Source organism: Thalassobaculum sp. OXR-137 (assembly GCF_034377285.1).
In the GTDB taxonomy this organism is placed as follows: Bacteria; Pseudomonadota; Alphaproteobacteria; order Thalassobaculales; family Thalassobaculaceae; genus Thalassobaculum.
Window position 1 is genome coordinate 641935 of sequence record NZ_CP139715.1, and the last position, 24585, is coordinate 666519.

Below are 24585 nucleotides of genomic sequence, written 5' to 3' on the forward strand. Positions count from 1 at the left end.
TGCCGACCCGTCCGAGTTACGATCCTGGATCTCGCCCCGGATCAAGTCCGGGGTCGTCCAGGAAGTCGGAAATATATAGGGAGGAACAGAGCTGCAGGTTCCGAATTCGCCGCAATTCCTCTCCCATTCGTTCCAAATCACGAAAAGCTCCTCCTTCGCTTCCCGGTACCCGTTGCGGCCGCGCAGTGGTTGACTCCGCGCGCCTGAACACGACCTTGCATCCACGCATGAGCCAACCGGGGGAGAGCGCGCGCCATGGCCGGACCGCTTGAGGGATTCCGCATCATCGACCTGACCAGCGTGGTCTCCGGGCCGCTCGGCACCATGCTGCTGGCCGACCAGGGGGCGGAGGTGATCAAGATCGAACACCCGGCCGGCGGCGACTTCACCCGCGCCATGGCCAACCGCCAGGGCGGCTTCTCCGCCTCGTTCCTGAACAACAACCGCTCCAAGAAGTCGGTGGCCCTCAACCTGAAGGACCCGCGCGGCGTCGAGGCGGTGCTGAAGCTGGCGGCGACGGCCGATGCCTTTGTGCAGAACTTCCGCCCCGGCGTGACCGACCGCATGGGTCTGGGCGAGGCAGCGGTGCGGGCGGTGAACCCGTCGATCGTCTACTGCTCGATCAGCGGCTTCGGCGATACCGGACCCTATGCCGACAAGCCGGTCTACGACCCGCTGGTCCAGGCCCTGTCCGGCCTCACCTCCATCCAGGGCGGATCCGACGACGCCCGCCCCCGGCTTGTGCGCACCATCATCCCCGACAAGCTGACCGGCTACACCTCCGCCCAGGCGATCACCGCCGCCCTGCTGAAGCGCGAGCGCAGCGGCGAGGGCCAGCACGTGAAAGTCTCCATGCTGGACAGCGTGATCGACTTCCTGTGGCACTCCGACATGGGCAGCCAGACCTTCGTCGGCGGCGAGCTGCCGCAGGAGAAGGCGGCCAGCTTCATCGACCTGATCTACGAGACCACCGACGGCTATATCACCGTGGCGGTGAACACCGACAAGCAGTGGAAATCGCTGACCGCCGCCCTGGAGACGCCGGAATGGCTGGAGGACCCGCGCTTCCTCACCCCGGCCCTGCGGCACGAGAATATCGACGACCGGCTGACCCTGACCCAGAGCGTGCTGGCCACCGAGAGCTCGGCCTATTGGCTGGAGCGGCTGGAGGCCCATGACGTGCCCTGCGCGCCGGTACTGACCCGCTCCGCCATGATCGACCATCCGCAGATCCGGGCGACCGGCATCGTGGTCGAGCTCGACCATCCCCAGGCCGGCCGCGTGCGTCAGGCCCGACCGGCGGCGACGTTCTCGGTGAGCGCGCCCGATCTGTCCCACGGCGCGCCGGTCCTGGGGGCGGATACCGACGCGATGTTGGCGTCTGCCGGGTTCACGGACGCGGAGATCGCCACCCTGCGCGCCGAGGGCGTCGCCGGCACCAAGGAGGAGGACGCGGCATGATCGACTTCTACTACTGGCCCACCCCGAACGGCTGGAAGGTCGCGATCCTGCTGGAGGAGCTGGGGATCGACTACACGCTGATCCCGCTGAACATCTCCAAGGGCGACCAGTTCAAGCCGGAGTTCCTGGCGATCAGCCCGAACAACCGGATGCCCGCCATCGTCGACCACGGCGTGGAGGGCGACCCGATATCCGTCTTCGAGTCCGGCGCCATCCTGCATTACCTCGCCCGCAAGACCGGCCGCTTCATCCCGAGCGACCCACGGGGCGAGAAGGAAGTGCTGGAATGGCTGTTCTGGCAGACCGGCAACCAGGGACCGATGGCCGGCCAGCTCAGCCATTTCGTGAACTACGCGCCGGAAGACGTGCCCTACGCCAAGACCCGCTACCTCAACGAATACGACCGCTGCGTGGCGGTGCTGGAGCGCCGGTTGGAGGGACGGGAGTGGATCGTCGGCGACGACTACACCATCGCCGACATGATCTGCTGGCCCTGGGTGCTGATCGCCAAGCCGCTGGGTGCGTCCCTGGACGCCTATCCGAACGTGAGCCGCTGGCGGGCGGCGATCAAGGAGCGGCCGGCCGTGCAGCGGGCGGTCGATCTCGGCAAGGAGTTCCGCCGCTCCGCCCCGCCGGACGATGCCGAGCGCAAGATCCTGTTCACCCAGAGCGGGGCGAGCGTCACGCGGTAGGGGCGCCCCACCCGTCACCACCTCCCGTCATTCTGATGCACATCAGGATCTGAGCGCTACCGGCCGGCGTAGGCGGCTTGGTCCTGACTTGCGTCAGCGACTGTGATCTTGGTCAAGCGACTTGCCATGGCTTTTGATCTCTGACGATGGCGTTGAGGATGGTAAGCAGCTTTCTGGCGACGGCGATGAGGGCGACCATCTTGGGCTTTCCTGCAGCGATCAGTCTGGCGTGGAAGGCCTTGAGGGTAGGGTTGTAGCGCGCGCCGACCATGGCTGCGACGAACAGGGCGGTGCGTACGCTCGCGCGTCCGCCGCCGATGAAGGCTTTGCCGCGCCAAGTTCCCGATTGGCGCGTCCACGGTGCCAGCCCCGCCAGGGAGGCGATCTGGCGCCGGTCCAGTCGGCCGAGTTCGGGCAGATCGGCGAGCAGGGTGCGGGCGGTGGCCGGACCGATGCCGGGCACGCTGCGCAGCAGATCCTCCTGTGCCTGCCAGATCGGCGAGCCGCGGACCTGGTCGTCGATCTCGCGGTCGACCTCGTTCAGTTCCTTCTCCAGGGCCGTGATCAGACGCAGGATCGAGCGCCGCACCCGCGGTTCCGTGAGGCGGCTCTGACGCTGGCGCTCGGCGGCGATCATCGACACGATCTGCCGTCGCCGGGCCACCAGATCGGCCAGCAGGCGGCCGGACGCATCGGGCAATGCGCGCGGCTCAGGCCGGGTCGCCGCCAGGAACCGGGCGATCATCTCCGCATCGATCGGATCGGTCTTCGCCCGACGTCCCAGCGCCTGGGCGAAGGCCCGGATCTGGCGCGGATTGACCACGACGACCGGCAAGCCCGCCCCGGCCAGACCCGCCGCCACCACCGTCTCGAAGCCGCCCGTCGCCTCGACCCCCACCAGCGTTGCTCCCAGCGCTCCAAGACGCTCGGCCAACGCTGCAATCCCAGCGCCGTCACGCGGCACCGCCTCACATTCGCCCGGCCCTTGCGCGCCGAGCAGGATATGAACATCCAGACGGCTCTTGGAGACGTCGATACCCACGATCACCTGGTCCATCGCTACCCTGCCTTGCCTAAACGGGCTCGCCATATGGCGGCCCCGGCGACTGTTCGGGTTCGAGGGATGAACGGTGGATGGGCAACCTTGCTGACGTTCGGGCTCGCACGCTCCAGGACGACTCGGCGTCCCATCCACCACCGCTTCCGAAACTCTACCAGAAGCGGAAGACGATAAGTTACAAGGACGACGAGGTTGCGTTCCCTTCTCCCCGGCACCGGCATGCAAACCGTCATCACCCTCGGCTACGATCGGTTGCCAAGGCTTGTTGGTGCCCGCCGCGTGTTACAGTAATGTGGCATCCAGGATTTCCCGCCTTTCGCTGATCGATGGAGCCGACGATGTTCTCCTTCCTGCGCACATTTGCGTTCGCGCTCGTGGCTGTCGCCACGCTGGCCGGACCCGCGGCCGCCGAGCCGCTGAAACTGGTGCTTCTGCACCTGAACGACTGGGACAAGATGGAGAGCGCCGGCAAGGTCGCCTCCGTCATCGCCGCGGAGAAGGAAGCGGCCAAGGCCGAAGGCGCCTTCGTGCTCGTCACCTTCGGCGGCGATCTGATCTCGCCGTCGCTGATGAGCGGCATCGACAAGGGCGCGCACATGATCGAACTGGCCGAGCAGGTCGGCATTGAGTACGCGACCCTCGGCAACCACGAGTTCGATCTCGGCGACGAGGTCCTGAAGGCCCGGGTCGCGGAATCCGACTTCAAGTGGATCTCCAGCAACGTCACCCTGGACGGCAAGCCGTTCCCGGGAGTCGAAGGCCCGCAGATCGTCGACATGAACGGCTACAAGATCGGCCTGATCGGCCTGACCACGCCCGACACCTCCTTCCTCGCCAGCCCGGGGCCGGGCGTCGGCTTCGCCGACTACACCGAGGCCGCGACCACCGCGGCCGGCGTGCTGAAGGGCCTGGGGGCGGACTTCATCATCGTGCTCAGCCATGGGGGCGAAACCCTGGACCGCGGCCTGACCCGCTCGGTGAAGGACATCGATCTGGTGCTGGGCGGCCACGACCACCTGGCCCGCATCGTCTATGACGGCCGCGACATGACCGCGTCGTCGGGTTCCCAGGGCGAGTTCATCGCCAAGACCGTCATCGAAATGGACAAGGTCGAGAAGCGCGGCAAGCTGAGCCTGGTCTGGAAGCCGAGCTTCGGCCTGGTCGCCACCGCCGGCGCCATTCCGGCGGCGCAGGTCCAGGCCCAGGTCGACGAGTACACCGCCGCCCTGGACAGGGAGCTGGGCCAGGTCATCGGCAGCACCGCGGTGGAACTGGACACCCGTCGCGCCGCTATCCGCTCCCAGGAGACGGCGTTCGGCAATCTGGTCGCCGATGCCAGCCGGGCCGCGACCGGCGCCGATGTCGGCCTCGCCAATGGCGGCGGCATCCGCGGCGACACCGTCTATCCGGCCGGCACCCAGCTCACCCGCAAGATCATCCTGACCGAGCTGCCGTTCGGCAACTCCACGGTCAAGCTGCAGCTCACCGGCGCCCAGCTCCGCGCCGCCCTGGAGCACGGGGTCAGCGGGTTGGAGGACGGCCAGGGCCGCTTCCCCCAGGTCTCCGGCATGACCTACAGCTTCGACGGATCCAAGCCGGTCGGCTCGCGCATCGTCGAGGTTCTGGTCGCCGGCAAGCCGCTGGACGACAATGCGACCTACACCCTGTCCACCAACGACTATGTCGGCGGCGGCGGCGACGGCTACGGCATGTTCCGCGACGCCAAGGTGCTGATCGACGGCGCTGCCGGCGGTCTGGAGGCCGGTCAGGTGATCGACTACGTGCTCAGGAACGGCACCGTTTCCCCGGCCGTCGAGGGACGCATCAAGCGGATCGACTAACCCGCGCCATCAAGACTGCGATCCGCGGCCCGTCTCTTCGGAGGCGGGCCGTTTTCGTTCACGCCGCGGGGGTCAGCACGAAATCGGTCTCCACGGTCCAGAACGGATTGGCCACCCCGAACTCGGCCGCCTGGGCCGGATCGTCGTGCCGGGTGAACTCCCGGATCAGGCTCTCCTTCACCCCGAACACGGCGTCGCTGTCCAGATACGGGTCGTCATGGACGAAGATGTGTGTGGTCACCGTCTCGAAGCCGGGCGCGCCGACGATGTAGTGCAGATGGGCCGGGCGGATATTGCCGCGCCCCAGCCCGTGCAGGAGCTGCCCCACCGGCCCGTCATCGGGGATCGGATAGAAGCTCGGCTTGACCGAGCGGTAGGAGAAGCGGCCGTCGGCGCCGGTTCGGAACACGCCGCGCAGGTTGTTCTCCGGCTGCACCCCCGGCTGCTGCAGGTCGTAGAACCCGTCATGGCTGGTCTGCCAGGTGTCGATCACCGCCCCTTCCACCGGCCGTCCGTCGCCGTCGAGCACCCGGCCGCGCACCACCAGCGGTTCGCCCTCTCCGTCCTGGGAGATTGTGTCGCCCATGGCCAGGTCCGGCGCGCCGTCCACATGGAACGGGCCGAGCACCGTGTTCTCGGTCGCCCCGTCCGGCCGCCGCGTGTTGATCGCGTCGACCAGCATCGACACGCCGAGCACGTCGGAGAGCAGGATGAACTCCTGACGCTTGTCGTCGCACATCCGGCCGGTTTCGGTCAGGAAGCGGATGGCGGCCATCCATTCCCCGTAGGTCGGCTCGACCTCCTTCACCACCGCATGCAGATGGGCGATGACCGAGCGCATCACCTCGGCGAGACGCGCGTTCTCCGGCTCGCCCATGCGCGAGAGCACGGTCTCCACGGAGGTGTCCTCGGTGAAATAGCGCATCGACTCCACGTCTTCCGGCATGTCCCGCCTCCCTGACCTTTTCCGCCAGGGTAGAGAGGAACGGGGGTCCGGACTACGTCCTAGCGGAGCTGGAACTGCACCGGGACGACGAGTTCGAGACGGGCCTGGGTCATCTCCGCCGGCATCGGCGGCAGCGGCTGGGCGCGCTGGATCATCTGCTCCACCTCGCGGTCCAGCAGGTCGTAGCCCGAGCTGCGGTCGATCCGGTAGTCGAGCACGTTCCCGGCGCGGTCCATCACGAAATACAGCATGACCACCCCCTCCTGCCGGCGGGAGCGGGCGCGGCGGGGATATTCCTTATGGTCCTCCAGCCAGGCCTGCAGGATCGAGGCGTAGTCGACCGTCACGCCGGGGCGTCCGCCACCGCTGCTGGCCTGGGCGGTGCTGGACTGCTGGGACTGGCCCACGCCGCTGCGGCCGGCCGCCCCCTGGGTCTGGGCGGCTGCAGGCTGGGCGCTCTGCGCAGTGGGCGCGTCCACGGAGAGTGCGGCCGTCTGCTGCGGTGCCGGGCGCGGCGGGGTCTGCTCCACCCTGGGCTTCTGCGGCTGCGGAGGTTGCGGACGGGTCACCGGCATCGGCGGCGTCTCGACGGGCGGCGCCTCCGGCTCGACCCGGGCGACGGTCACCGGCTCGGGCTTGACCTCGACGGGCTTCTCCACGGGGTCGGGACGCTCGATCTTCACCGGCTCGAGCGGCGGCGGAGGGGCGACCCGCTCCGGCTCGGCGATGGCGATGACCTCGTCGACCTTCTCCACCACCTCGGCCGTCTCCAACGGCGTCTCGGCGGGTGCCGGGGGCGGCGGCGGCTCGGTCGCCGCGACGGGCACCGGCGGCGGCTGGGTCTGGACGGTTTCCGGACGGGTGGTGTCGGGTTCGGCGACCGCGGCCGAGGTCGGCGTCACCGGCTCGGCCTTCTCCACGTCGCTGTCCACCTCGGCCACGCTGCCGGGGGCGCCGCCGGACGGGCCGAGGGACACCTGGATGCCGCCTACGCCAGCCCCGGCCGCACCTTTGCTGTCTATATCGGGCTGCAGGACCATGGCGATGGCCGCGGCGACGTGGATCGCCACCGCGACCCCGACCGCCAGCCCCATGTGACGGGGACGGATCCGCATCAGCCGTCTCCGGCCGGCAGGGTGAGGAGTTGGACGGACGCCACACCGGCCTCGCGCAGCAGCTCCATGATCGCCACCACCCGGGTGGCTTCCACCGTGCCGTCGGCCTTCAGTCGGACCGGCGCCGGGGTGCCGTCGGCGAGGCGCTCGGCGACCGCGGCGGCCATCTGCGCCTCGCCCATCTCCTGGCCGTTCAGCGCCAGGCGGCCGTCGACGCCGACCTGCACCAGCAGATCCTCCACGGTCACCAGCCCCTCGCTAGCGGAGACCGGCGGGTCGATCTGAAACGGATCGGTCGCCGCCAGGCGCCCGGCCAGCATGAAGAAGATCAGCAACAGGAAGACCACGTTGATCAGCGGCAGGATCCGGTCGTCCTCGTTCTTGGGACGCTGTCTCACAAGCGACATGGGGGGCTCCTATCGGCTGCCCGAGCGCACGAAGGACATGTTGGCGACGCCCGCCGCCGACAGCCGATCCAGCACGCTCACCGTGTCCTGCAGGGCCACGCCGTCCGCCGGCTTGATCAGCACCCGCTGATCCGCCTTCTCGCGCACCTTGGCCATGATCTTCCGCTCGGCCTCGTCCAGGGTGACCATGTGCCCGCTCAGGCGCAGCCCGTCGGGCCGGATCTCCAGCAGCATGGCGCCGGTCATCGCGCTGCCGGCCCCCGCCGAGGTCGGGGCGGCCAGATCGATGGTCCGCCAGTCCAGGAAGCTGGAGGCCAGCATGAAGAACACCAGCAGGATGAACACCACGTCGATCAGCGGCGTCAGGCTGATGACCGCGCGGCGCCGGCGGCCGCTATTCGCCAGCCGCGGCGGCGTGTAGCCGGGTGGGACCGCGTCCGTATTCGCGCTCGTAGCCATGACCGTCGCTTTCCCCCACCTGCGTGGAGAGATCCTGTGTGAAGACGCCCGTGATGGCGCTGTCCATCTCATGGGCGGTGCGCTCGACCACCCGTTCCAGCCAGTTCAGCGCCGCCACCGCCGGGATGGCGACGGCCAGACCGACCGCGGTGGTCAGCAGCGCCTCCCAGATGCCGCCGGACAGCACGGCCGGGTTCACCTGATTGCCCGCGGCCTCCAATTGCTGGAACGCGCCGATCATGCCGAGCACCGTGCCGAAAAGGCCGAGCAGCGGCGCCAGCGAGGCGATCACCTCCAGCGGCCGCAGATAGCCGCGCAGCTCCTCGAGCATGTCGCCGCCGAACCGTACGGCCTCCTCGCGGATCTTGTGATCCGGCAGACCGCGCTGCTGGCCGATCAGCGCCCGCGTGACGGCCTGGGCCACCGGATTGCGCTTGCTGCGGACGGCGGCCAGCGCCTCCTGCGACCGGCCGGACCGCACCAGGGTCAAAGCGGTGCGCACCGACTTGCGGTCGCCGAGACGGGCGGCGCGGAACTGCCACAGCTTCACCAGGACGATGGCCAGGGCGATCACCGACATGGCGATCAGGATCGCCACCACCGGGCCGCCCGCCGCCAGCATGTCGGTCAGGCTGGCGAGCCAATCCGGCTCCACCGCCTCGACCGCCGGCGCCCCGAGACCCTGGGCCGCATCCGCCGCGCCGGCGGGGTCCGCCGTGCCGGTCGCGGCCGTCGTGCCAACGGTATCGTTCATGCCGACACCTTCCGACGATCCGGTCGGCAGACGTCCCGGTCGTGCTGCGGGACATTGCGACGGGTCGCGCACTGGGCCAGGCGCATGATCTCAGCTCCTTGGTTCGGAAATCGGTCGCAGCGGACTTTATTGCGACCGCCTCGCATTCGCAAGGACCTAGATGCTGCGGTGCGGAGGTCTTCGCCTGCGGTATCGGAACAGTCAGGCCGGCTTCTCCTCCGCATCGCGCCGGATCCGAACGGCGATCGGCTAAGCCCCTCGCTTGTTTGAGATTTTTTCGGACGGGGTTTGTCGAGGCAGATCAACGGCCTATGGAATGTCAACCCGGTTTTGCGTCCTATTCCGACTTGTTATGTCGTAAACAGAACATTAAACATGCTGCAACCGATGGGCGTCCGGGTCTGTCTTCGCGACCGATGCCGGACCGCCCACGGTTTGGACTGTGGGCGGGCGAGCCAATCGCCGGTCCGCCAAGAGCAAGAACGCGCGCAAGACGCGCCGCCATCTTTAACGCCGCCGCGGCTTGGATCGTTGGGCCAGCGCCTGGCGCGATGGCCCCATGGAACGGGGCCGCCCTTACAGGGCCGCGGCCGGCCTAGACCTCGCATCGCCATCCGTGACGGATGGCCCGAACCCGCGATCGGGCCGGGAGGCCGTATCAGGAGCCGAAGGCGGCACCTTTTTATGCACCCGGACGCCCGGTCCCCCACAACGACCGGAGGCCATCATGGAGCAGACCGCCCGACAGACCACCAACGCCGAGCTGCGGCTCGACGCCCAGGCATACGGCGAGAACCCGCTGGAAAACCGCGACACCGACCTCTATCGCGGCGAATACATCATGTCCTTCGTGGAGAAGTGGGACGAACTGATCAACTGGACCGCCCGCGCCGAGAGCGAAGGCCAGTTCTTCATGGACGTCCTGCGGGCCCGCGGGAAGGAAACCGTTCTCGATGTCGCCTGCGGGACAGGCTTCCATTCGGTGCGTCTGCAAGAGGCGGGCTTCAACGTGACCTCCGCCGACGGCTCGGCGGCGATGATCGCCAAGGCGTTCCAGAACGCCCAGTCCCGCGGCCTGATCCTGAAGACAGTGCAGGCCGACTGGCGCTGGCTGAACCGGGACATCCAGGGCAAGTACGACGCCATCATCTGCCTCGGCAACTCGTTCACCCACCTGCATACCGAGGCCGACCGCCGGCGCGCGCTCGCCGAGTTCTATGCCGCGCTGAAGCATGACGGCATCCTGATCCTCGACCAGCGCAACTACGACGCCATGCTGGATCACGGCTTCAGCACGCAGCACAAGTTCTACTACGTCGGCGACAAGGTGACGGCCGAGCCGGAGTATATCGACGAGGGGCTGGCCCGCTTCAAATACAGCTTCCCGGACGGCTCCGAGTACACGCTCAACATGTGCCCGATCCGCAAGAACTACGTCCGGCGCCTGCTGTCGGAGGCCGGGTTCCAGCGGGTGCGCACCTATGGCGACTTCCAGGAGACCTACGCCGACGCAGACCCGGATTTCTTCATCCATGTCGCCGAGAAATCTACCCTGCACGTGGTGCGCTGGGGCGGCGGCACCCGGGACGATGGCGAGACCGACGTCCGCGACGTCGCCGAGGATTATTACGACAGCGAGGACGCAGACACGTTCTACAGCATGGTCTGGGGCGGCGAGGACCTGCATGTCGGCATCTATGACGACACCAAGGTGATCCGCGAGGCGAGCGACACCACCATCGACAAGATGGCGGAAGCCCTGCCGGGCCTAGACCAGAATTCGCGCGTGCTGGACATCGGTGCCGGCTATGGCGGCGCGATGCGCCGGCTGGTGAAACGCTACGGCAACAGCGCGACCTGCCTGAACATCTCCGAGATCCAGAACGACACCAACCGGAGCAAGATCCGGCGCGACCGGCTGGCCGACAAGATCAAGGTCATCCACGGCGTGTTCGAGGACATTCCGGAGCCCGAAGGCAGCTACGACGTGGTGTGGAGCCAGGACGCGATCCTGCATTCCGACCAGCGCGCCAAGGTGCTGACCGAGGTGCACCGGGTTCTGAAGCCAGGCGGCCACTTCATCTTCACCGACCCGATGCAGGCCGACGACGTGCCGGAAGGCGTGCTGCAGCCGGTCTACGACCGCCTCCAGCTCACCTCGCTGGGCTCCATGCGGTTCTACCGCGAGGCGGCCGAAGCGGCGGGCCTCGAAACCGTCGAGCAGCGCGAGATGACCAACCAGCTCCGCACCCACTACGACCGGGTCCGCGAGGATCTGGTGGGCAATTACGACAAGCTGCGCGAGAGCGGCGCGTCGGCCGAGTATCTCGACAAGATGATCGTCGGCCTGGAGAACTGGGTGAAGGCCGCCGATGCCGGCTACCTCGCCTGGGGCATCCAGATCTTCCGCAAGCCGGACTGACCGATCCCACCGAACGGCGCCGGGGCAGGGCGCGCGAGACCGCAGCCCCGCCCCGGCGCCTCTTCCCGACAACAACGAAGGACCGTCAGAACATGACTGACAGAACATGGCTGTTCACCAGTGAATCCGTCTCCGAGGGCCATCCGGACAAGGTCTGCGACCGGGTCTCCGACAGCGTGCTCGACGCTTTCCTCGCCACCGGCGAGGACGTGCGCGTCGCCTGCGAGACCCTGGCGACCACCAATCACGTCACCATCGCCGGCGAGGTCCGCGGCCCCGAAGCCGTGCTGAAGGAAGTCGAGGGCATCGCCCGCGAGGCGATCAAGGATATCGGCTACGAGCAGGACGGCTTTCACTGGAAGACCTGCGAGATCGTCAACCGGCTGCACGCCCAGTCCTCCGACATCGCGCTCGGCGTCGATGCCGGCAACAAGGCCGAGGAGGGTGCCGGCGACCAGGGCATCATGTTCGGCTATGCCTGCAACGAGACCGAAGAGCTGATGCCGGCGCCGATCCAGTTCTCCCACCGCATCCTGCGGCTGATGGCGGAAGCCCGGAAATCCGGCAAGGAGCCGCGCTTCGGCCCGGACAGCAAGAGCCAGGTCACCCTGCGCTACGAGAACGGCAAGCCGGTCGGCATCGACACGGTGGTGGTCTCCACCCAGCACGCCGAGTCGGTCGATCAGGACACCGTGCGCGAGATGGTGAAGCCGTTCGTCACCCAGGCCCTGCCGGAAGGCTGGACCCTGGCCGACGACCGGTTGCTGGTGAACCCGACCGGCCGCTTCGTGATCGGCGGTCCGGACGGCGACGCGGGTCTGACCGGGCGCAAGATCATCGTCGACACCTATGGCGGTGCGGCCCCGCACGGCGGCGGCGCCTTCTCCGGCAAGGATCCGACCAAGGTCGACCGCTCGGCCGCCTATGCCGCGCGCTACCTGGCGAAGAACGTGGTCGCCGCCGGTCTCGCCGACAAATGCGTGATCCAGCTCGCCTATGCCATCGGCGTGCCGGAGCCGGTCGCGGTCTATGTCGACACCCAGGGCACCGGCCGCGTGGACGAGGACCGTCTCGGCCGCGTCCTGCGCGAGCGGGTGCGCCTGACGCCGCGGGGCATCCGCGAGCATCTCGGCCTGCTGAAGCCGATTTACGCCCGCACCGCGGCCTACGGCCATTTCGGCCGGCCGACGGAGAAGGACGGCGGCTTCGGCTGGGAGCGCACGGACATCGCCAACGACCTCGCCCGCGAATTCGGCGCCGAGGCGGCGGACTGAGGGAGCGGCGATAAATCGCCCTCTGGGTCCCGGATCAGGCCCGGGAAGACGAAGAAAACGGAAAGGCCCGCGCCGGATAGGCGCGGGCCTTTCTTCCTTTCTCCCCCCATACGCTCCCCGGATTCATTCCGGGGCAATCCCGTCATCGGGCGTGACCGTCGGCGACAAATCACCGGCGCCCGCCCCAGGCTCCACGGATCGCCCCGGAATAAATCCGGGGAGTGGGGGGAGGTGTTGGTGTCGGCTCCCTATCAGTACGGCGGCTCGGACGTTGTCACGACCACGTGGCCGAGCAAGTCGTGGCGGATCGCCTCTTTCGATCTCTGGTGGCGCACGCCAGTTGATGCTAACCCGCCTGAGAGAACCTCTGCGGTGTCAGGGTCCAATAACCCCCTCAAGCCACCCGACCATCCTACAGCCGCGGGACATTCTTCGCCTCTCCCTCACCCCCATACACTCCCCGGATTTATTCCGGGGCGATCCCGTCATCAGGCGTGACCTTCGGCGACAGATCACCAACGCTCGCCCCAGGCTTAACGGATTACCCCGGAATAGATCCGGGGAGTGGGGGGCATTGTTGTCGGCCCCCTATCAGTACGGCGGCTCGGACGCTGTCGCGACCGCGTGGCCGAGCGAGCCGTGGCGGATCAGATCTCTGGTGGCGCAGACCGGTTGCTGCTAACTCGCCTAAGAGAACCTCTGCGGTGTCAGGGTCTAATAGCCCCCTCGAGCCACCCGATCATCCTACAGCCGCGGGACACTCTTCGCTTCTCCCTCACCCCCCATATACTCCCCGGATTTATTCCGGGGCGATCCCGTCATCAGGCGTGACCTCCGGCGACAGATCACCGGCGCCCGCCCCAGGCTCCACGGATCGCCCCGGAATAAATCCGGGGAGTGGGGGGAGGTGTTGGTGTCGGCCCGCTCTCAATACGGCGGCTCGGACGCTGTCGCGACCGGGTGGCCGAGCAAGTCGTGGCGGATAGCCTCTTTAGATCTCTGGTGGCGCAGGCCAGTTGCTGCTAACCCGCCTAAGAGAACCTCTGCGGTGTCAGGGTCCAATAGCCCCCTCGAGCCACTCGAGCATCCTACAGCCGCAGGACACTCTTCGCTTCTCCCTCACCCCGTACACTCCCCGGATTTATTCCGGGGCGATCCCGTCCTCAGGCGTGACCTTCGGCGACAGATCACCAACGCCCGCCCCAGGCTCCACGGATTACCCCGGAATAAATCCGGGGAGTGTTGGCATGAGGGAAGCTCAGCCCCTCAATACGGCGCCTCAGGGGCGTTCACCGCGACATAGACCGAGCGCACCTCGGAATAGTGGTGGATCGCCTCCTTGGAGTTCTCGCGGCCCACGCCGGACGCCTTCACGCCGCCGAACGGCGCCTCCACCGGGGTCAGGTTGTAGGCGTTGATGTACAGGCTCCCGGCCTCCAGCTGACCCACCACCCGATGGGCGCGGGCGAGATCGCGGGTGAACACCCCGGCGGCCAGACCGAACTCGGTGGCGTTGGCGCGGGCGATGCCGTCCGCCTCGTCGGCGAAGTCGAGCACCGACATCACCGGGCCGAAGATCTCCTCCCGGGCGATGGTCATGCCGTCGGTCACATCGGCGAAGACCGTCGGCTCCAGGTACCAGCCGCCCCGGTCGATCCGCTTGCCGCCGGTGACGAGCCGCGCCCCCTCCTCGATCCCCTTGGCGATATAGCCTTCGACGATTTTGAGCTGGCGTTCGGAGACCATCGGGCCGTAGGTCGTCGCCTCGTCCATCGGGTCGCCGATCACTGCGTCGCCCAGCCGCTCGGTCAGGCGTTTGAGAAACGCCTCCTTGATGCCCTTCTGCACGAAGACCCGGGTGCCGTTGGAGCAGATCTGGCCGGAGCTGTAGAAGTTGCCGACGATGGCGCCGCTGACGGCCGCTTCCACATCGGCATCGTCGAAGACCAGGATCGGCGACTTGCCGCCCAGCTCCATGGTGACGTGCTTGATGCCTGCCGCCGCCGCCGCATAGACCTTGCGCCCCGTCGGCACCGAGCCGGTGAGCGAGACCTTGGCGACCCGAGGATCGGTGGTCAGTGCCGCCCCCACGGGCCCCATTCCCTGCACCACGTTGAACACGCCCGCCGGCGCCCCCGCCTCGATCAGGATCTCCGCCACCTTGAGGGTGCAGAGCGGCGTCATCTCCGACGGCTTGAACACCATCGTGTTGCCGCAGGCGAGCGCCGGGGCGGCCTTCCAGCAGGCGATCTGGGTCGGATAGTTCCAGGCGCCGATACCCACGCACACGCCCAGCGGTTTGCGCATGGTGTAGACAAAATCGCCCCCCGCGAGTTGCACATGCTCGCCGGTCAGGCTGCCGGCCAGCCCGCCGAAATACTCCAGCGCGTCCGCCCCCGAGCTGGCATCGGCCACCAGGGTCTCGGACAGCGGCTTGCCGGTATCGAGGGTCTCCAGCACGGAGAGTTCCCGGTTGCGCTCGCGGATGATGTCCGCGGCCCGGCGCAGCACCCGGCCGCGCTCGGTCCCGCTCATCGCCGCCCAGCCGGCGCAAGCTGCCCTGGCGGAAGCCAGGGCCCTGTCGACGATCGTCGGGGTGGCGGCGTGCAGCTTTGCGATGGTCTCCCCGGTGGCGGCATAGACAACCTCGATCGGATCGCCCGCGGTGTCCTCCACGTATTCGCCGTCGATGAAATGGCTGGCTTTCGGCTGTGCGTCGTAGCTCATGTCCGTGTCCTTATTCGCCGCGGGGGAAGCGCTGGTTCTCTTCGACCACATTGAGATCCATGTGGTTGCGCATGAAGCGCTCGGACGCCTTGAGCAGCGGCTGGTGGTCCCAGGGATAATACGCGCCGTTGCGCAGCGCCTCGTACACCACCCAGCGCCGTGCCTGGCTGGACCGCACATCGGCATCGAACCGGTCGAGATCCCAGCGCCCGTCCGCCTCTGCCCGAAACTCGGCCAGGGTCTCGGCGTGCGCCGGATCGCCCGCCAGGTTGGTCAGCTCGTGCGGATCGGCTTCCAGGTCGAAGAGCTGATCCGGGTCCAGGCTGCATCGGGTGTATTTCCATCTGCCCCGGCGCAGGGCGACCAGCGGCGCGTAGGAGCCCTCGGCCGCATACTCCATCACCACGGAGCCCGAACGCGGCGCCCCGCTGGCGACGGACACCAGGCTCTTGCCCTCGGTCCAGGGCAGCACCTCATCCATGGAGATGCCGGCCAGCTCCGCCAGGGTCGGCGTGACGTCCAGGGTCGAGGCCGGGGCGGCGATCAGGCCCGGCGCCATTCCGGGGGCCGAGATCATCAGCGGCACTCGCGAGGAGCCGTCGAAGAAGCTCATCTTGAACCACAACCCGCGCTCGCCGAGCATGTCGCCGTGGTCGGAGACGAACAGGATGATCGCCTCCTGCCGTGTGCGCTCCATCGTGTCGAGGATCTCGCCGATCTTGTCGTCCAGGTAGCTGATATTGGCGAAATAGGCCCGGCGGGAGCGGCGGATATTCTCCTCGGTGATGTCGAACTTGCGCCAGTCGTTGGCGTCGAACAGCCGCTGGGAATGCGGGTCGTGGTCCGCGTAGTCCATCGCCGGGACGGTCGGCAGCAGATGCTCGCAGTCCTCGTAGAGATCCCAGTATTTGCGCCGGGCAACATAGGGGTCGTGCGGATGGGTGAAGCTGACCGTCAGGCACCAGGGCCGGCCGTCATGGCCGCGCGACAGGTCGTAGATCTTGCGCACGGCGTTGTAGGCGACCTCGTCGTCATACTCCATCTGGTTGGAGATCTCGGCCACGCCCGCCCCGGTGACCGAGCCGAGATTGTGATACCACCAGTCGATCCGCTCCCCCGGCTTGCGGTAGTCCGGGGTCCAACCGAAATCGGCCGGATAGATGTCGGTGGTCAGCCGCTCCTCGAAGCCGTGGAGCTGATCCGGCCCGACGAAATGCATCTTGCCGCTGAGGCAGGTCTGATAGCCGGCCCGGCGCAGGTGATGGGCATAGGTCGGGATGGCGGACGAGAACTCGGCGGCGTTGTCGTAGACGCCGGTGAGCGAGGGAAGCTGCCCCGACATGAAGGACGCCCGCCCCGGCGCGCAGAGTGGGGAGGCGGTATAGGCATTGGCGAAGCGGGTCGAGCGCTCCGCCAGCCGGCGCAGGTTCGGGGTATGGAGCCACGGCGCCGGCCCGTCGGGGAACAGGGTTCCATTCAACTGGTCGACCATCAGGATGAGGATGTTGGGGCGCGCCATGGATTGCTTCCCGGTCCGGGTTTCAGGGTCGGCCGCCCGAGAACAGGCTTGCCGACTCCCCGTCCCTAGCCGATCGGCCGCGACGGCGCAAAGGCACCGGCGGCCGACGGCCCGGATCGGGGGTGTTTGCATTCTTCACGGACAACCGCTGCGATCTTGCGCCGGGGCGACGGGAGATGGCGGATCGGGAGCGGCGGCTTGTCCCTCCTCTCCCCCCTCCGACTTCCTGGAGACCCTGGAGGGGTCATCCAGGATCGTGCCCCCGCCGGTCAGTCATAGGGTCCAGGACAGCGCCCCGGATCAAGTCCGGGGACGCTTCCAGGAAGTCGGATGGGGGGATGGAGGGATGGGGGGACGGAAGAGCCCAGCCCGCGCCCCCCCTAATCCCCGATCACCCCCGCGAACCGGTCCTCCCGCAGGCCTTTCACCCCGAACGCTGCACCGACGTCGGCGACGAAGATGCCGCCGGCCGTCGGTTCCGCCGCGGCCTGGGCGTCGGTGAAGTTCTCCCGCGCGGTGGTGATGTACAGCCGGTCGAACTCAGGCCCGCCGAAACAGGCGCAGGTCACCTGGCTCACCGGCACGTCGACGCGGATGTCGCGGCTGCCGTCCGGCAGGAAGCGCTGGACCCGGGCACCGTTGAACTGGGCATTCCACAGCGCGCCCTCGGCATCGACGCAGGAACCGTCCGGGCTGCCCTCGTCGGCGCCCAGGATCGCGAAGGTCCGCCGCGCGCCCAGCACCCCGTCCGTCTCGTAGGAGATCCGCTCGATCGTCTTGCCGGCGGTGTCGGCGAAATACATCCGGGCTCCGTCAGGCGAAAACGCGATGCTGTTGGCGCAGCCGACCCCGTCGAACAGCCGCGACACCCGGATGCCATTGAACTGATAGACGGCGGAATAGGGTTTCAGCCCGTGCTCGTCGACGCCGCCGAAGACGAAGCGGCCGCCGCGGTCGACCCGACCGTCGTTCATCCGGGTCCGGGGCTCGTCGGCTTCCACGGGCGCCAGGGTCTTCAGCGCTCCGTCCTGCGGGTCGTAGAGGGCCAGCTCGTCTTCCAGCGCCAGCAGGATCCGGTCGTCGGTGCAGAAGGCGAAGCTGCCGATGCGCTTGGCGAAATCCCGGGTCTCCACCGTTCCGCCGTCCGCATCGCAGCTCCACAGGGTGCGGCCCAGAATATCCGTCCAGTAGAGCCGTCGATGGCCAGGATGCCATTGGATGCCCTCGGCCAGCACGTTGCGGCAGTCGAGCAGCAGGACCGCATCGATACGCCGGTTCATCGTCCTCGCTCTCCCCATCGGACTATTTATTTCATTACTTTAATTTATCTTGTCGAAGGGAAAACCGCCGATCAATACTCAAACTCGACACATCCCAAAGAGCTGGATTCCATGCGCCGACCCTACGCCGCCTCGCCCGCACTCTATGCCGACCTCAAGGACAGCGCCGTCTTCGTGTCCGGCGGCGCCACCGGGATCGGCGCGGCGATCGTCACCCTCTTCGCCCGCCAGGGGGCCAAGGTCAGCTTCGTCGACATCAACCCCGAGGCCGGTACGGCGCTGGCCGAGGCGGTGGCGGCCGAGTGCGGCAACCGGCCCAATTTCGCGACCTGCAACGTCACCGACACCGCCTCGCTGGCCCTGGCGGTGGAAGCGGCGGCGGAGCCGGCCGGCGGGCGCCTCTCCGTCCTGGTCAACAACGCCGCCCGCGACCAGCGGGTCAAGGCCGAGGCCGTCACGCCGGAGGTCTGGGACGACCTGGTGGCGGTCAACCTGAAGCACCAGTTCTTCGCCGCCCAGGCGGCCCGGCCGCTGATGGTGAAGGCGGGGGGTGGGTCGATCGTCAATTTCGGCTCCATCGCCCCCTGGCTCGCGGTGCCGGACCTGTCGGTCTACAACGCCTGCAAGGCGGCAGCCTTCGGGCTGACCCGGTCGCTGGCGCGGGATTTCGGCCGCGACGGCATTCGGGTGAACTCCATCCTGCCCGGCGCGATCCTCACCGAACGGCAGCTGCGCGACTGGATCAGCGAGGAGGACCGCAAGGCAATCCACGAGCGGCAATGCCTGAAGCGCGACATGGTGGAGGAGGACGTGGCCGAGATGGTCCTGTTCCTCGCGTCCACCGCCTCGCGCGGCTGCACCGGCCAGGAATTCCGGGTCGACGGCGGGAATTTCTAGGCCCCGCCGCTGTCAGGCCGGCGGCTAGGCCCGATAGGCCTTGAGGAACAGCCGGACCGCGTGGTCGGCGACCCCCTGGATGCGGTCGGCATCGGGCTGGTGCTCCACGTCGAGCAACACCCGAAGCTGGAGATCGCCGCGCAGCAGGCCGATGAAGTCGGCCGCCGCCTGCATCGGGTCGTCGATCGCCAGCCCGGCCTCCGCCCCATGGGCGGCGAGCTGCTCGGCCAGTCGCTCGCGCGAGGCCATCGGGGCGGAGCGGTAGAACGCCCGCCCGAGCTCCGGGAAGCGCGGGCTCTCCGCGACCACCATGCGATAGACCTTGGCGGTGACCGGGTCGATGAAGACCCGCACCATGCCCTCGGCCCAAGCCCGCAGGCGGGCCTCGAAATCGGGGTAGCTCTCGGTCAGGACCTGGTCCAGATGCCGGCGCTTGCGTTCGCGTTCCACGACCGCCTCGAACATGGCCTCCTTCGAGGCGAAGCGGGTGTAGACGGTGGCCTTGGAGACGCCGGCGTTGCGGGCGATCAGATCCACCGAGGCGGGGCCGAATCCATGCTCCATGAACGCGGCTGCGGCGGCGTTCAGGATCTGCCGGGTCTTGGGGTCCTGGCCGTCGCCGTCCTCGCCCAGGCAGGGGCTCTGAGGCGTCGTGCCCGGACCATCCGCGCGGTTCGTCATGGGCGTCCTGAGGTTGGAACTTGACGTGGCCTACGTGATATTCCATGTGTTCGCAACACAAAACTGAACGGTTCAGTTCAGTCGAATCGACGTTACAACGCACTCGACATGGAGTCGCCCGGTGGACGCTCAGTCACCGACAGATGCCCGCGACGGCGCGGCGGATAAACCCGCTGGCGGCAGCGCGAAGAAGCGCCGCCGGCTTGTATTCCTCGCCACCGTCCTTCTCGTCGCCGTGGTCGGAGGCGGGTTCTGGTGGTTCCAGGGGCTCGGCAAGGAGGAGACGGACAACGCGTTCGTCGACGGCGACACCCAGATGATCGCCAGCGAGGTGACCGGCCGGGTGATCGCGGTCAACTTCGAGGAAGGCGCGTCGGTCGCCCAGGGCGCCGTCCTGGTGGAGATCGAATCCGCCGATGCCGAGGCGCGGGTGGCCAATGCCGAGGCCGCTCTGGTCCGGGCCCATGCGGACGCCGCCCGGGCCGAGGCCGATCTGTCCTACATCCATGCCGATACCGATGCCCGTCTGGCCGAGGCGGAGGCGGCGCGCGATCTGGCCCAGAGCACCCTCGCCCAGCGCAAGGCGGACGTGACCGCCGCCGAAGCGGAGTCGACCCAGGCCGCCTCCGACGCCTCGCGCTACCAGAAACTCAGCCGCTCCGATTTCGCCTCCAGACAGCGGGTGGAGACCGCCGACGCCAAGGCGCGCACCACCAGCGCCCAGCTCACCGCCGCCCGCAGCGCCGTCAATGCCGCCATCGCGGAAGTGCGCCGGGCGGAAGCCGCGATCGAGACGGTGGAAGCCGCCCGCAAGGAGATCGACGCCCGCGAGGCCGCCCGCGACGCCGCCTGGGCCGCCGTGCGCGAGGCCGAAGCCTCCCTGCGCGCCGCCAAGGTCGCCCTCGGCCACACCAGGATCGTCGCCGCCCATGACGGCACGGTCACCCGGAAGTCGGTGGTGGTCGGCCAACTGGTGCAGACCGGTCAGGCGCTGGGCTCGCTCGTGTTCGGCCAGCCCTGGGTGGTGGCCAACTTCAAGGAGACCCAGCTCACCGAGATGCGGGTCGGCCAGAGCGTCGATATCGAGGTCGATGCCTATCCGGATCTGGCGCTGCGCGGCCGGGTGGAGACGATCGGCCGGGGCACCGGTGCCTATTTCAGCCTGCTGCCGCCGGAGAACGCGACCGGGAACTATGTGAAGGTCGTGCAGCGCGTGCCGGTCAAGATCGTCGTCACCGACGGGCTCGACCCGGCCCGGCCGCTGTCCCTGGGCATGTCGGTGATCCCCACCGTGCATGTGGATGGCGAGGGCCGGACTGCCGAATGACCGACACCACCCCAGGCAGCGGCGCCGGCGCCGCGCCCGCCGCCCGGCGGAAGGTCAATCCGTGGATCATCGCCCCGGTGGTGGCGATGGCCGCGTTCATGGAAGTGCTCGACCTGTCCATCGCCAACGTCGCGCTGCCGCATATCGCCGGCAGTCTGTCGGCCTCGCGCGACCAGTCGACCTGGATCCTGACGTCCTATCTCGTCACCAACGCCATTATCCTGCCGCTCAGCGGCTGGCTGTCGACGGTGATCGGCCGCAAGAAATTCTACATGATGTGCATCGCCGGCTTCGGCATCGCCTCGCTCCTGTGCGGGATGGCGCCGACCCTGGAGCTGCTGATCATCGCCCGCACGCTGCAGGGCCTGACCGGCGGCGGGTTGCAGCCCGTCAGCCAGGCGATCCTGGCCGATACCTTTCCGCCGCATCAGCGCGCCATGGCCTTCGCCATGTACGGCATCTCCGTGGTCTTCGCCCCGGCGATCGGCCCCACCCTCGGCGGCTGGATCACCGACAATTTCAGCTGGCACTGGATCTTCCTGGTCAACGTTCCGGTATCGATCGTCCTCTGGCTGCTGGTCGAAGCGCTGATCGAGGATCCCGAGGCGGCCAAGGAAGAGGTCAAGCGCCGCCGGGCCGCCGGCATCCGGATCGACTATATCGGCTTCGCCCTGCTCGCCCTCGGCCTGGGCTGCCTTCAGATCCTGCTGGACAAGGGTCAGGAGGAGGACTGGTTCTCCTCCCACTTCATCGTGATCATGGCGCTGCTCGCGGTCGTCGGCATCATCGCCTTCGTGATCTGGGAGCTGGGCAGCGAGGATCCGATCGTCGATCTGTCGCTGCTGCGCGACCGCAACTTCGCCATCGCCAACGCCATGATGTTCATGCTGGGCTTCGTGCTGATGGGGTCCACCGCGCTGCTGCCGCTCTTCGTGCAGTCGCTGTTCGGCTATACCGCGATGCAGGCGGGGATGGTGCTGTCGCCCGGCGGGTTCATGATCATGGCGGCGATGCCGCTGGTCGGCCGGCTGGTCGGCGTCGTGGACGCCCGGTATCTGATCATGTTCGGCCTGCTCTGCTCCGCGTCGGGACTGATCCTCATGAGCGGGTTCACCCTGGAGGCGGATTTCTGGACCATCGCCCACGCCCGCATGGTGCAGGCCGCGGGCCTCGGCTTCCTGTTCATCCCGATCTCCTCCATGGCCTATGTCGGCCTGCCGCCGGGCAAGAACAACCAGGCGGCGGCGCTCATCAACCTGTCACGCAACCTCGGCGGCAGCGTCGGCATCGCCCTGCTGTCGACCTGGCTGGTCCGCGGAACCCAGGCGCACCGCGCCGATCTCGCCGGCCACGTGTCGCCGCTGAATGCCGAGTACCTGCAGCAGGTGGCGGCGGTGGAGCGCGGGCTGCTCGCCAACGGCGCGGATCCGTCGCGGGTCCACGACATGGCGGTCGCCGTGATCGCCCGCTCCATGGGTCAGCAGGCGGAGCTGCTCGGGTTCCTGAACGACTTCACCACCCTGGCCATCGTGTTCTTCGCGCTGGTCCCGGCGGTGATCTTCCTGCGCCGCCCGAACCGCCCGCCCGGGCGGTGACCGCCGGCCGGCGGTTCGGCGGGATGGCGCGCCGTCCGCTCGCGCGTTACTGATAGGCCCTGTCGCGGAACCAACCGCGCCACGCCTGCCGGATGGGGAGGACCACCATGAAACACGATCTCGACCGCGCCCTGTCGGGCATTTCCGGAATTCTCGTCACGCCCTATGACGGCGACGGCGACATCGCCCCCGCCAAGCTCGCGCCGATCGTCGACCGGGTGCTGACGGCCGGCGTCCACATGCCCGTGGTGAACGGCAATACCGGCGAGTTCTACGCCCTGACCACCGACGAGGCCTGCACCATGGTGCGCGAGGTCGCAGGCCTGGTCGGCGACCGGGCGCCGCTGCTGGCCGGGGTCGGGCGCGGCATCCGCGACGCCTGCCGCCTGGCCAAGGTCTCGGCCGAGGCGGGCGCGGCGGCGTTGATGATCCACCAGCCGCCGGATCCCTTCGTCGCCCCGCGCGGCGTGGTCGACTATGTCCGCGCCGTGTCCGACGCGGCCGACGGCCTGCCGATCATGCTGTACCTGCGCAACGACGCCATCGGCACGAAGGCGATCGCCGAGCTCTGCGGGCTGCCGGGCGTGAAGGGTGTCAAATGGGCGACGCCGAACCCGATGAAGCTGGCGGAAGCCATGGCCGCCTGCGATCCCTCGATCACCTGGGTCGGCGGGCTGGCCGAGGTCTGGGCGCCGCCGTTCTACGCGGTCGGCGCGCGCGGCTTCACCTCGGGGCTGATCAATGTCTGGCCGGAGCGCTCGGTGGCGATCCACGCGGCCCTGGACGGCGGCGACTACGCCACCGCCGGCAAACTCATCCGCGAGATGCGGGCGTTCGAGGACATCCGGGCGGAGGAGCTGAACGGCACCAACGTCACCGGGGTGAAGGCGGCGCTGCAGATGCTCGGCATGGATTGCGGACCCACCCGTCCGCCCTCCGCCTGGCCGCTGACCTCGGCGCAGCAGGAGAAGCTGCAGGGCTTCCTGAAGGCCAACGGATTGGTCTAATCCACCCCCCAGCCGAGCCGGTCCCACAGGCGCTCGTGGCCGTAATACAGGAACATCTTGGTCAGCACCTCGATGCTGGCGATGGAGCTCGCCCAGGCCAAGCTGCCGGTGATGAACAGGCTGATTAGGAAGGTGTCGAACGTCGCCGCCACCCGCCAGGTGATCGTCTTGGCGAGTGCGCGTTTGCGTGTCGTGCGCGGACCGTCGCTCATGTTCCGTTCCCCCGGGTTGTTGTGCCGCCCTCCATGGAGGCGCGCGGCCGGTGGATGCCGCATTCCGTCTTGGCGCAGTCCCGCCAGCGCCCGGCCCTCGGGTCCTCGCCGTCCCGCACCGCCTGGGTGCAGGGCGCGCAGCCGATGGACGGATAGCCCCGCGCCAGAAGAGGATGGGGCGGAAGGCCGTGGCGGTCCATATAGGCGTCGATATCCGCCGGCCGCCAGCGCAGCAGCGGGTTGATCTTGATCCGCCCGTCCTCGGCCTCGAGCGACGGCAGGTCGGCCCGCCCGGCGCTCTGGTAGCTCTTGCGGCCGGTGATCCACGCCTCGAAGCCGCTCAGCGCCCGGTCGAGCGGCGCCACCTTGCGCACGAAGCAGCACTGATCCGGCGCCGTGCGGTGCAGGTCGCCGTCGGGATCCAGGGCTGCCACCTCATAGGGTGCGGGCGCAAGGCTACGCACGTCGCGCAGGCCGAGGCGCGCGACCAGGGTATCGCGATAGGCCAGGGTCTCCTCGAACAGCTTGCCGGTCTCCAGGAACAGCACCGGGGTCGCCGGATCGACCGTCGCCACCATGTGCAGCAGGACGGCGGCCTCCGCCCCGAAGGAGGAGGTCAGCGCCACCCGCCCGGGGAACGCCTTCAGCAGCATCGCCCGCACCAGGGCCGTCCCCTGGAGGGCGCCGTAGAGGGTGGTCAGGCGGGCAAGCCGCCGGTCGATCCCGGAGGCGGCACCGGAAACGGGGTTGGCGGAAACGGGGTTGGCGGAAACGGGGGTAAGATCGGACTCCTGGCGCGCGCGCATGGGTCACCTCCACTAGGTGTCGGGCCCACGGAGTCGTCCCCGTGGCGCTTTAGCGGTTGGTGACGCGGCCGCAAGCTGCCCTTCAAATCGCCGCGCCGGCCCT

General features: G+C 68.2%; 21 protein-coding genes. 9 read left to right on the forward strand and 12 right to left on the reverse strand.

The genetic code is table 11. From position 1 onward, the window contains the following. Positions 1-255 precede the first annotated feature (255 nt). The gene (locus T8K17_RS03100) at positions 256-1461 is read left to right on the forward strand and encodes a CoA transferase (protein WP_322333041.1); all 1206 of its coding nucleotides are present in this window, start codon (positions 256-258) and stop codon (positions 1459-1461) included. Then, positions 1458-2153, forward strand: coding sequence for a glutathione S-transferase family protein (locus tag T8K17_RS03105; RefSeq protein ID WP_322333042.1), 696 nt, complete (start codon positions 1458-1460; stop codon positions 2151-2153). Before T8K17_RS03100 ends, T8K17_RS03105 begins: the two co-directional genes overlap by 4 nt. 112 nt (positions 2154-2265) lie before the next feature. Here the strand turns inward: T8K17_RS03105 and T8K17_RS03110 are convergent, their stop codons facing one another. After that, positions 2266-3210: an IS110 family transposase gene (locus T8K17_RS03110; RefSeq protein ID WP_322333043.1), complete on the reverse strand. Its 945-nt coding sequence runs from the start codon at positions 3208-3210 to the stop codon at positions 2266-2268. Positions 3211-3551: 341 nt separating this feature from the next. On the opposite strand from T8K17_RS03110, the gene T8K17_RS03115 reads away from it, so the two are divergent. After that, a complete protein-coding gene (locus T8K17_RS03115; RefSeq protein WP_322333044.1) occupies positions 3552-5054 on the forward strand; it encodes a bifunctional metallophosphatase/5'-nucleotidase in 1503 nt (500 codons plus the stop codon). Between the two features lie 58 nt (positions 5055-5112). Here the strand turns inward: T8K17_RS03115 and T8K17_RS03120 are convergent, their stop codons facing one another. Genes T8K17_RS03120 through T8K17_RS03140 form a run of 5 tightly spaced genes read right to left on the reverse strand, consistent with a single transcriptional unit; the run spans position 5113 to position 8735 of the window. Further along, positions 5113-6000 carry a dioxygenase gene (locus T8K17_RS03120; protein WP_322333045.1) on the reverse strand — a complete coding sequence of 296 codons (888 nt, stop codon included), beginning with the start codon at positions 5998-6000 and terminating at the stop codon, positions 5113-5115. 59 nt (positions 6001-6059) lie between these two features. Beyond that, positions 6060-7115 carry a TonB family protein gene (locus T8K17_RS03125; protein WP_322333046.1) on the reverse strand — a complete coding sequence of 352 codons (1056 nt, stop codon included), beginning with the start codon at positions 7113-7115 and terminating at the stop codon, positions 6060-6062. Next, a complete protein-coding gene (locus T8K17_RS03130; RefSeq protein WP_322333047.1) occupies positions 7115-7522 on the reverse strand; it encodes a biopolymer transporter ExbD in 408 nt (135 codons plus the stop codon). The genes T8K17_RS03125 and T8K17_RS03130 overlap by 1 nt, the downstream gene beginning before the upstream one ends. Positions 7523-7531: 9 nt before the next feature. Next, a complete protein-coding gene (locus T8K17_RS03135; RefSeq protein ID WP_322333048.1) occupies positions 7532-7981 on the reverse strand; it encodes a biopolymer transporter ExbD in 450 nt (149 codons plus the stop codon). Next, positions 7917-8735, reverse strand: coding sequence for a MotA/TolQ/ExbB proton channel family protein (locus T8K17_RS03140; protein WP_322333049.1), 819 nt, complete (start codon positions 8733-8735; stop codon positions 7917-7919). Before T8K17_RS03140 ends, T8K17_RS03135 begins: the two co-directional genes overlap by 65 nt. A 727-nt stretch (positions 8736-9462) precedes the next feature. Between T8K17_RS03140 and T8K17_RS03145 the strand changes: the two genes are divergently transcribed. Further along, a complete protein-coding gene (locus tag T8K17_RS03145; RefSeq protein ID WP_322333050.1) occupies positions 9463-11157 on the forward strand; it encodes a methyltransferase domain-containing protein in 1695 nt (564 codons plus the stop codon). 92 nt (positions 11158-11249) lie between these two features. Next, positions 11250-12431 carry a methionine adenosyltransferase gene (gene metK / locus T8K17_RS03150; protein ID WP_322333051.1) on the forward strand — a complete coding sequence of 394 codons (1182 nt, stop codon included), beginning with the start codon at positions 11250-11252 and terminating at the stop codon, positions 12429-12431. 1266 nt (positions 12432-13697) lie between these two features. On the opposite strand, the gene betB is transcribed toward metK, so the two are convergent. The 3 genes from betB to T8K17_RS03165 all read right to left on the reverse strand — a co-directional run bounded on the left by betB (position 13698) and on the right by T8K17_RS03165 (position 17957). Further along, on the reverse strand, positions 13698-15158 hold the full coding sequence (betB, locus tag T8K17_RS03155; protein ID WP_322333052.1) for a betaine-aldehyde dehydrogenase: 1461 nt from the start codon (positions 15156-15158) through the stop codon (positions 13698-13700). Positions 15159-15168: 10 nt separating this feature from the next. Next, positions 15169-16677: a choline-sulfatase gene (betC, locus tag T8K17_RS03160; RefSeq protein WP_322333053.1), complete on the reverse strand. Its 1509-nt coding sequence runs from the start codon at positions 16675-16677 to the stop codon at positions 15169-15171. Positions 16678-17057: 380 nt separating this feature from the next. Next, on the reverse strand, positions 17058-17957 hold the full coding sequence (locus T8K17_RS03165) for an SMP-30/gluconolactonase/LRE family protein (protein WP_322333054.1): 900 nt from the start codon (positions 17955-17957) through the stop codon (positions 17058-17060). Between the two features lie 111 nt (positions 17958-18068). Here T8K17_RS03165 and T8K17_RS03170 point away from each other — a divergent pair, with 111 nt between their 5' ends. Continuing rightward, a complete protein-coding gene (locus T8K17_RS03170) occupies positions 18069-18854 on the forward strand; it encodes an SDR family oxidoreductase (protein ID WP_322333055.1) in 786 nt (261 codons plus the stop codon). Between the two features lie 24 nt (positions 18855-18878). Here the strand turns inward: T8K17_RS03170 and T8K17_RS03175 are convergent, their stop codons facing one another. Then, positions 18879-19535, reverse strand: a complete 657-nt coding sequence (locus T8K17_RS03175) for a TetR/AcrR family transcriptional regulator (RefSeq protein WP_322333056.1) — start codon at positions 19533-19535, stop codon at positions 18879-18881. Between the two features lie 121 nt (positions 19536-19656). Between T8K17_RS03175 and T8K17_RS03180 the strand changes: the two genes are divergently transcribed. The 3 genes from T8K17_RS03180 (at position 19657) to T8K17_RS03190 (ending at position 23464) form a co-directional block, all read left to right on the forward strand. Then, positions 19657-20862: an HlyD family secretion protein gene (locus T8K17_RS03180; protein WP_322333057.1), complete on the forward strand. Its 1206-nt coding sequence runs from the start codon at positions 19657-19659 to the stop codon at positions 20860-20862. Beyond that, positions 20859-22457, forward strand: coding sequence for a DHA2 family efflux MFS transporter permease subunit (locus T8K17_RS03185; RefSeq protein WP_322333058.1), 1599 nt, complete (start codon positions 20859-20861; stop codon positions 22455-22457). Before T8K17_RS03180 ends, T8K17_RS03185 begins: the two co-directional genes overlap by 4 nt. Positions 22458-22564: 107 nt before the next feature. Continuing rightward, the gene (locus tag T8K17_RS03190) at positions 22565-23464 is read left to right on the forward strand and encodes a dihydrodipicolinate synthase family protein (protein WP_322333059.1); all 900 of its coding nucleotides are present in this window, start codon (positions 22565-22567) and stop codon (positions 23462-23464) included. On the opposite strand, the gene T8K17_RS03195 is transcribed toward T8K17_RS03190, so the two are convergent. Together T8K17_RS03195 and T8K17_RS03200 are read right to left on the reverse strand one after the other, a co-directional pair. Then, positions 23461-23676 carry a DUF2061 domain-containing protein gene (locus T8K17_RS03195; RefSeq protein ID WP_322333060.1) on the reverse strand — a complete coding sequence of 72 codons (216 nt, stop codon included), beginning with the start codon at positions 23674-23676 and terminating at the stop codon, positions 23461-23463. The genes T8K17_RS03190 and T8K17_RS03195 overlap by 4 nt on opposite strands. Continuing rightward, positions 23673-24482, reverse strand: coding sequence for a phosphoadenylyl-sulfate reductase (locus T8K17_RS03200; RefSeq protein ID WP_322333061.1), 810 nt, complete (start codon positions 24480-24482; stop codon positions 23673-23675). Before T8K17_RS03200 ends, T8K17_RS03195 begins: the two co-directional genes overlap by 4 nt. Between the last annotated feature and the right edge of the window lie 103 nt (positions 24483-24585).

Bases quoted from the DNA above. Each gene is read 5' to 3' on its own strand.
- T8K17_RS03120 (WP_322333045.1), bottom strand. From the start codon at position 6,000: ATGCCGGAAGACGTGGAGTCGATGCGCTATTTCACCGAGGACACCTCC.
- T8K17_RS03125 (WP_322333046.1), bottom strand. From the start codon at position 7,115: ATGCGGATCCGTCCCCGTCACATGGGGCTGGCGGTCGGGGTCGCGGTG.
- T8K17_RS03140 (WP_322333049.1), bottom strand. From the start codon at position 8,735: ATGAACGATACCGTTGGCACGACGGCCGCGACCGGCACGGCGGACCCC.
- T8K17_RS03145 (WP_322333050.1), top strand. From the start codon at position 9,463: ATGGAGCAGACCGCCCGACAGACCACCAACGCCGAGCTGCGGCTCGAC.
- T8K17_RS03190 (WP_322333059.1), top strand. From the start codon at position 22,565: ATGAAACACGATCTCGACCGCGCCCTGTCGGGCATTTCCGGAATTCTC.
- T8K17_RS03115 (WP_322333044.1), top strand. From the start codon at position 3,552: ATGTTCTCCTTCCTGCGCACATTTGCGTTCGCGCTCGTGGCTGTCGCC.
- T8K17_RS03105 (WP_322333042.1), top strand. From the start codon at position 1,458: ATGATCGACTTCTACTACTGGCCCACCCCGAACGGCTGGAAGGTCGCG.
- T8K17_RS03170 (WP_322333055.1), top strand. From the start codon at position 18,069: ATGCGCCGACCCTACGCCGCCTCGCCCGCACTCTATGCCGACCTCAAG.
- T8K17_RS03130 (WP_322333047.1), bottom strand. From the start codon at position 7,522: ATGTCGCTTGTGAGACAGCGTCCCAAGAACGAGGACGACCGGATCCTG.
- T8K17_RS03200 (WP_322333061.1), bottom strand. From the start codon at position 24,482: ATGCGCGCGCGCCAGGAGTCCGATCTTACCCCCGTTTCCGCCAACCCC.
- T8K17_RS03195 (WP_322333060.1), bottom strand. From the start codon at position 23,676: ATGAGCGACGGTCCGCGCACGACACGCAAACGCGCACTCGCCAAGACG.
- metK (WP_322333051.1), top strand. From the start codon at position 11,250: ATGACTGACAGAACATGGCTGTTCACCAGTGAATCCGTCTCCGAGGGC.
- T8K17_RS03165 (WP_322333054.1), bottom strand. From the start codon at position 17,957: ATGAACCGGCGTATCGATGCGGTCCTGCTGCTCGACTGCCGCAACGTG.
- T8K17_RS03100 (WP_322333041.1), top strand. From the start codon at position 256: ATGGCCGGACCGCTTGAGGGATTCCGCATCATCGACCTGACCAGCGTG.
- T8K17_RS03175 (WP_322333056.1), bottom strand. From the start codon at position 19,535: ATGACGAACCGCGCGGATGGTCCGGGCACGACGCCTCAGAGCCCCTGC.
- betC (WP_322333053.1), bottom strand. From the start codon at position 16,677: ATGGCGCGCCCCAACATCCTCATCCTGATGGTCGACCAGTTGAATGGA.
- betB (WP_322333052.1), bottom strand. From the start codon at position 15,158: ATGAGCTACGACGCACAGCCGAAAGCCAGCCATTTCATCGACGGCGAA.
- T8K17_RS03110 (WP_322333043.1), bottom strand. From the start codon at position 3,210: ATGGACCAGGTGATCGTGGGTATCGACGTCTCCAAGAGCCGTCTGGAT.
- T8K17_RS03135 (WP_322333048.1), bottom strand. From the start codon at position 7,981: ATGGCTACGAGCGCGAATACGGACGCGGTCCCACCCGGCTACACGCCG.
- T8K17_RS03185 (WP_322333058.1), top strand. From the start codon at position 20,859: ATGACCGACACCACCCCAGGCAGCGGCGCCGGCGCCGCGCCCGCCGCC.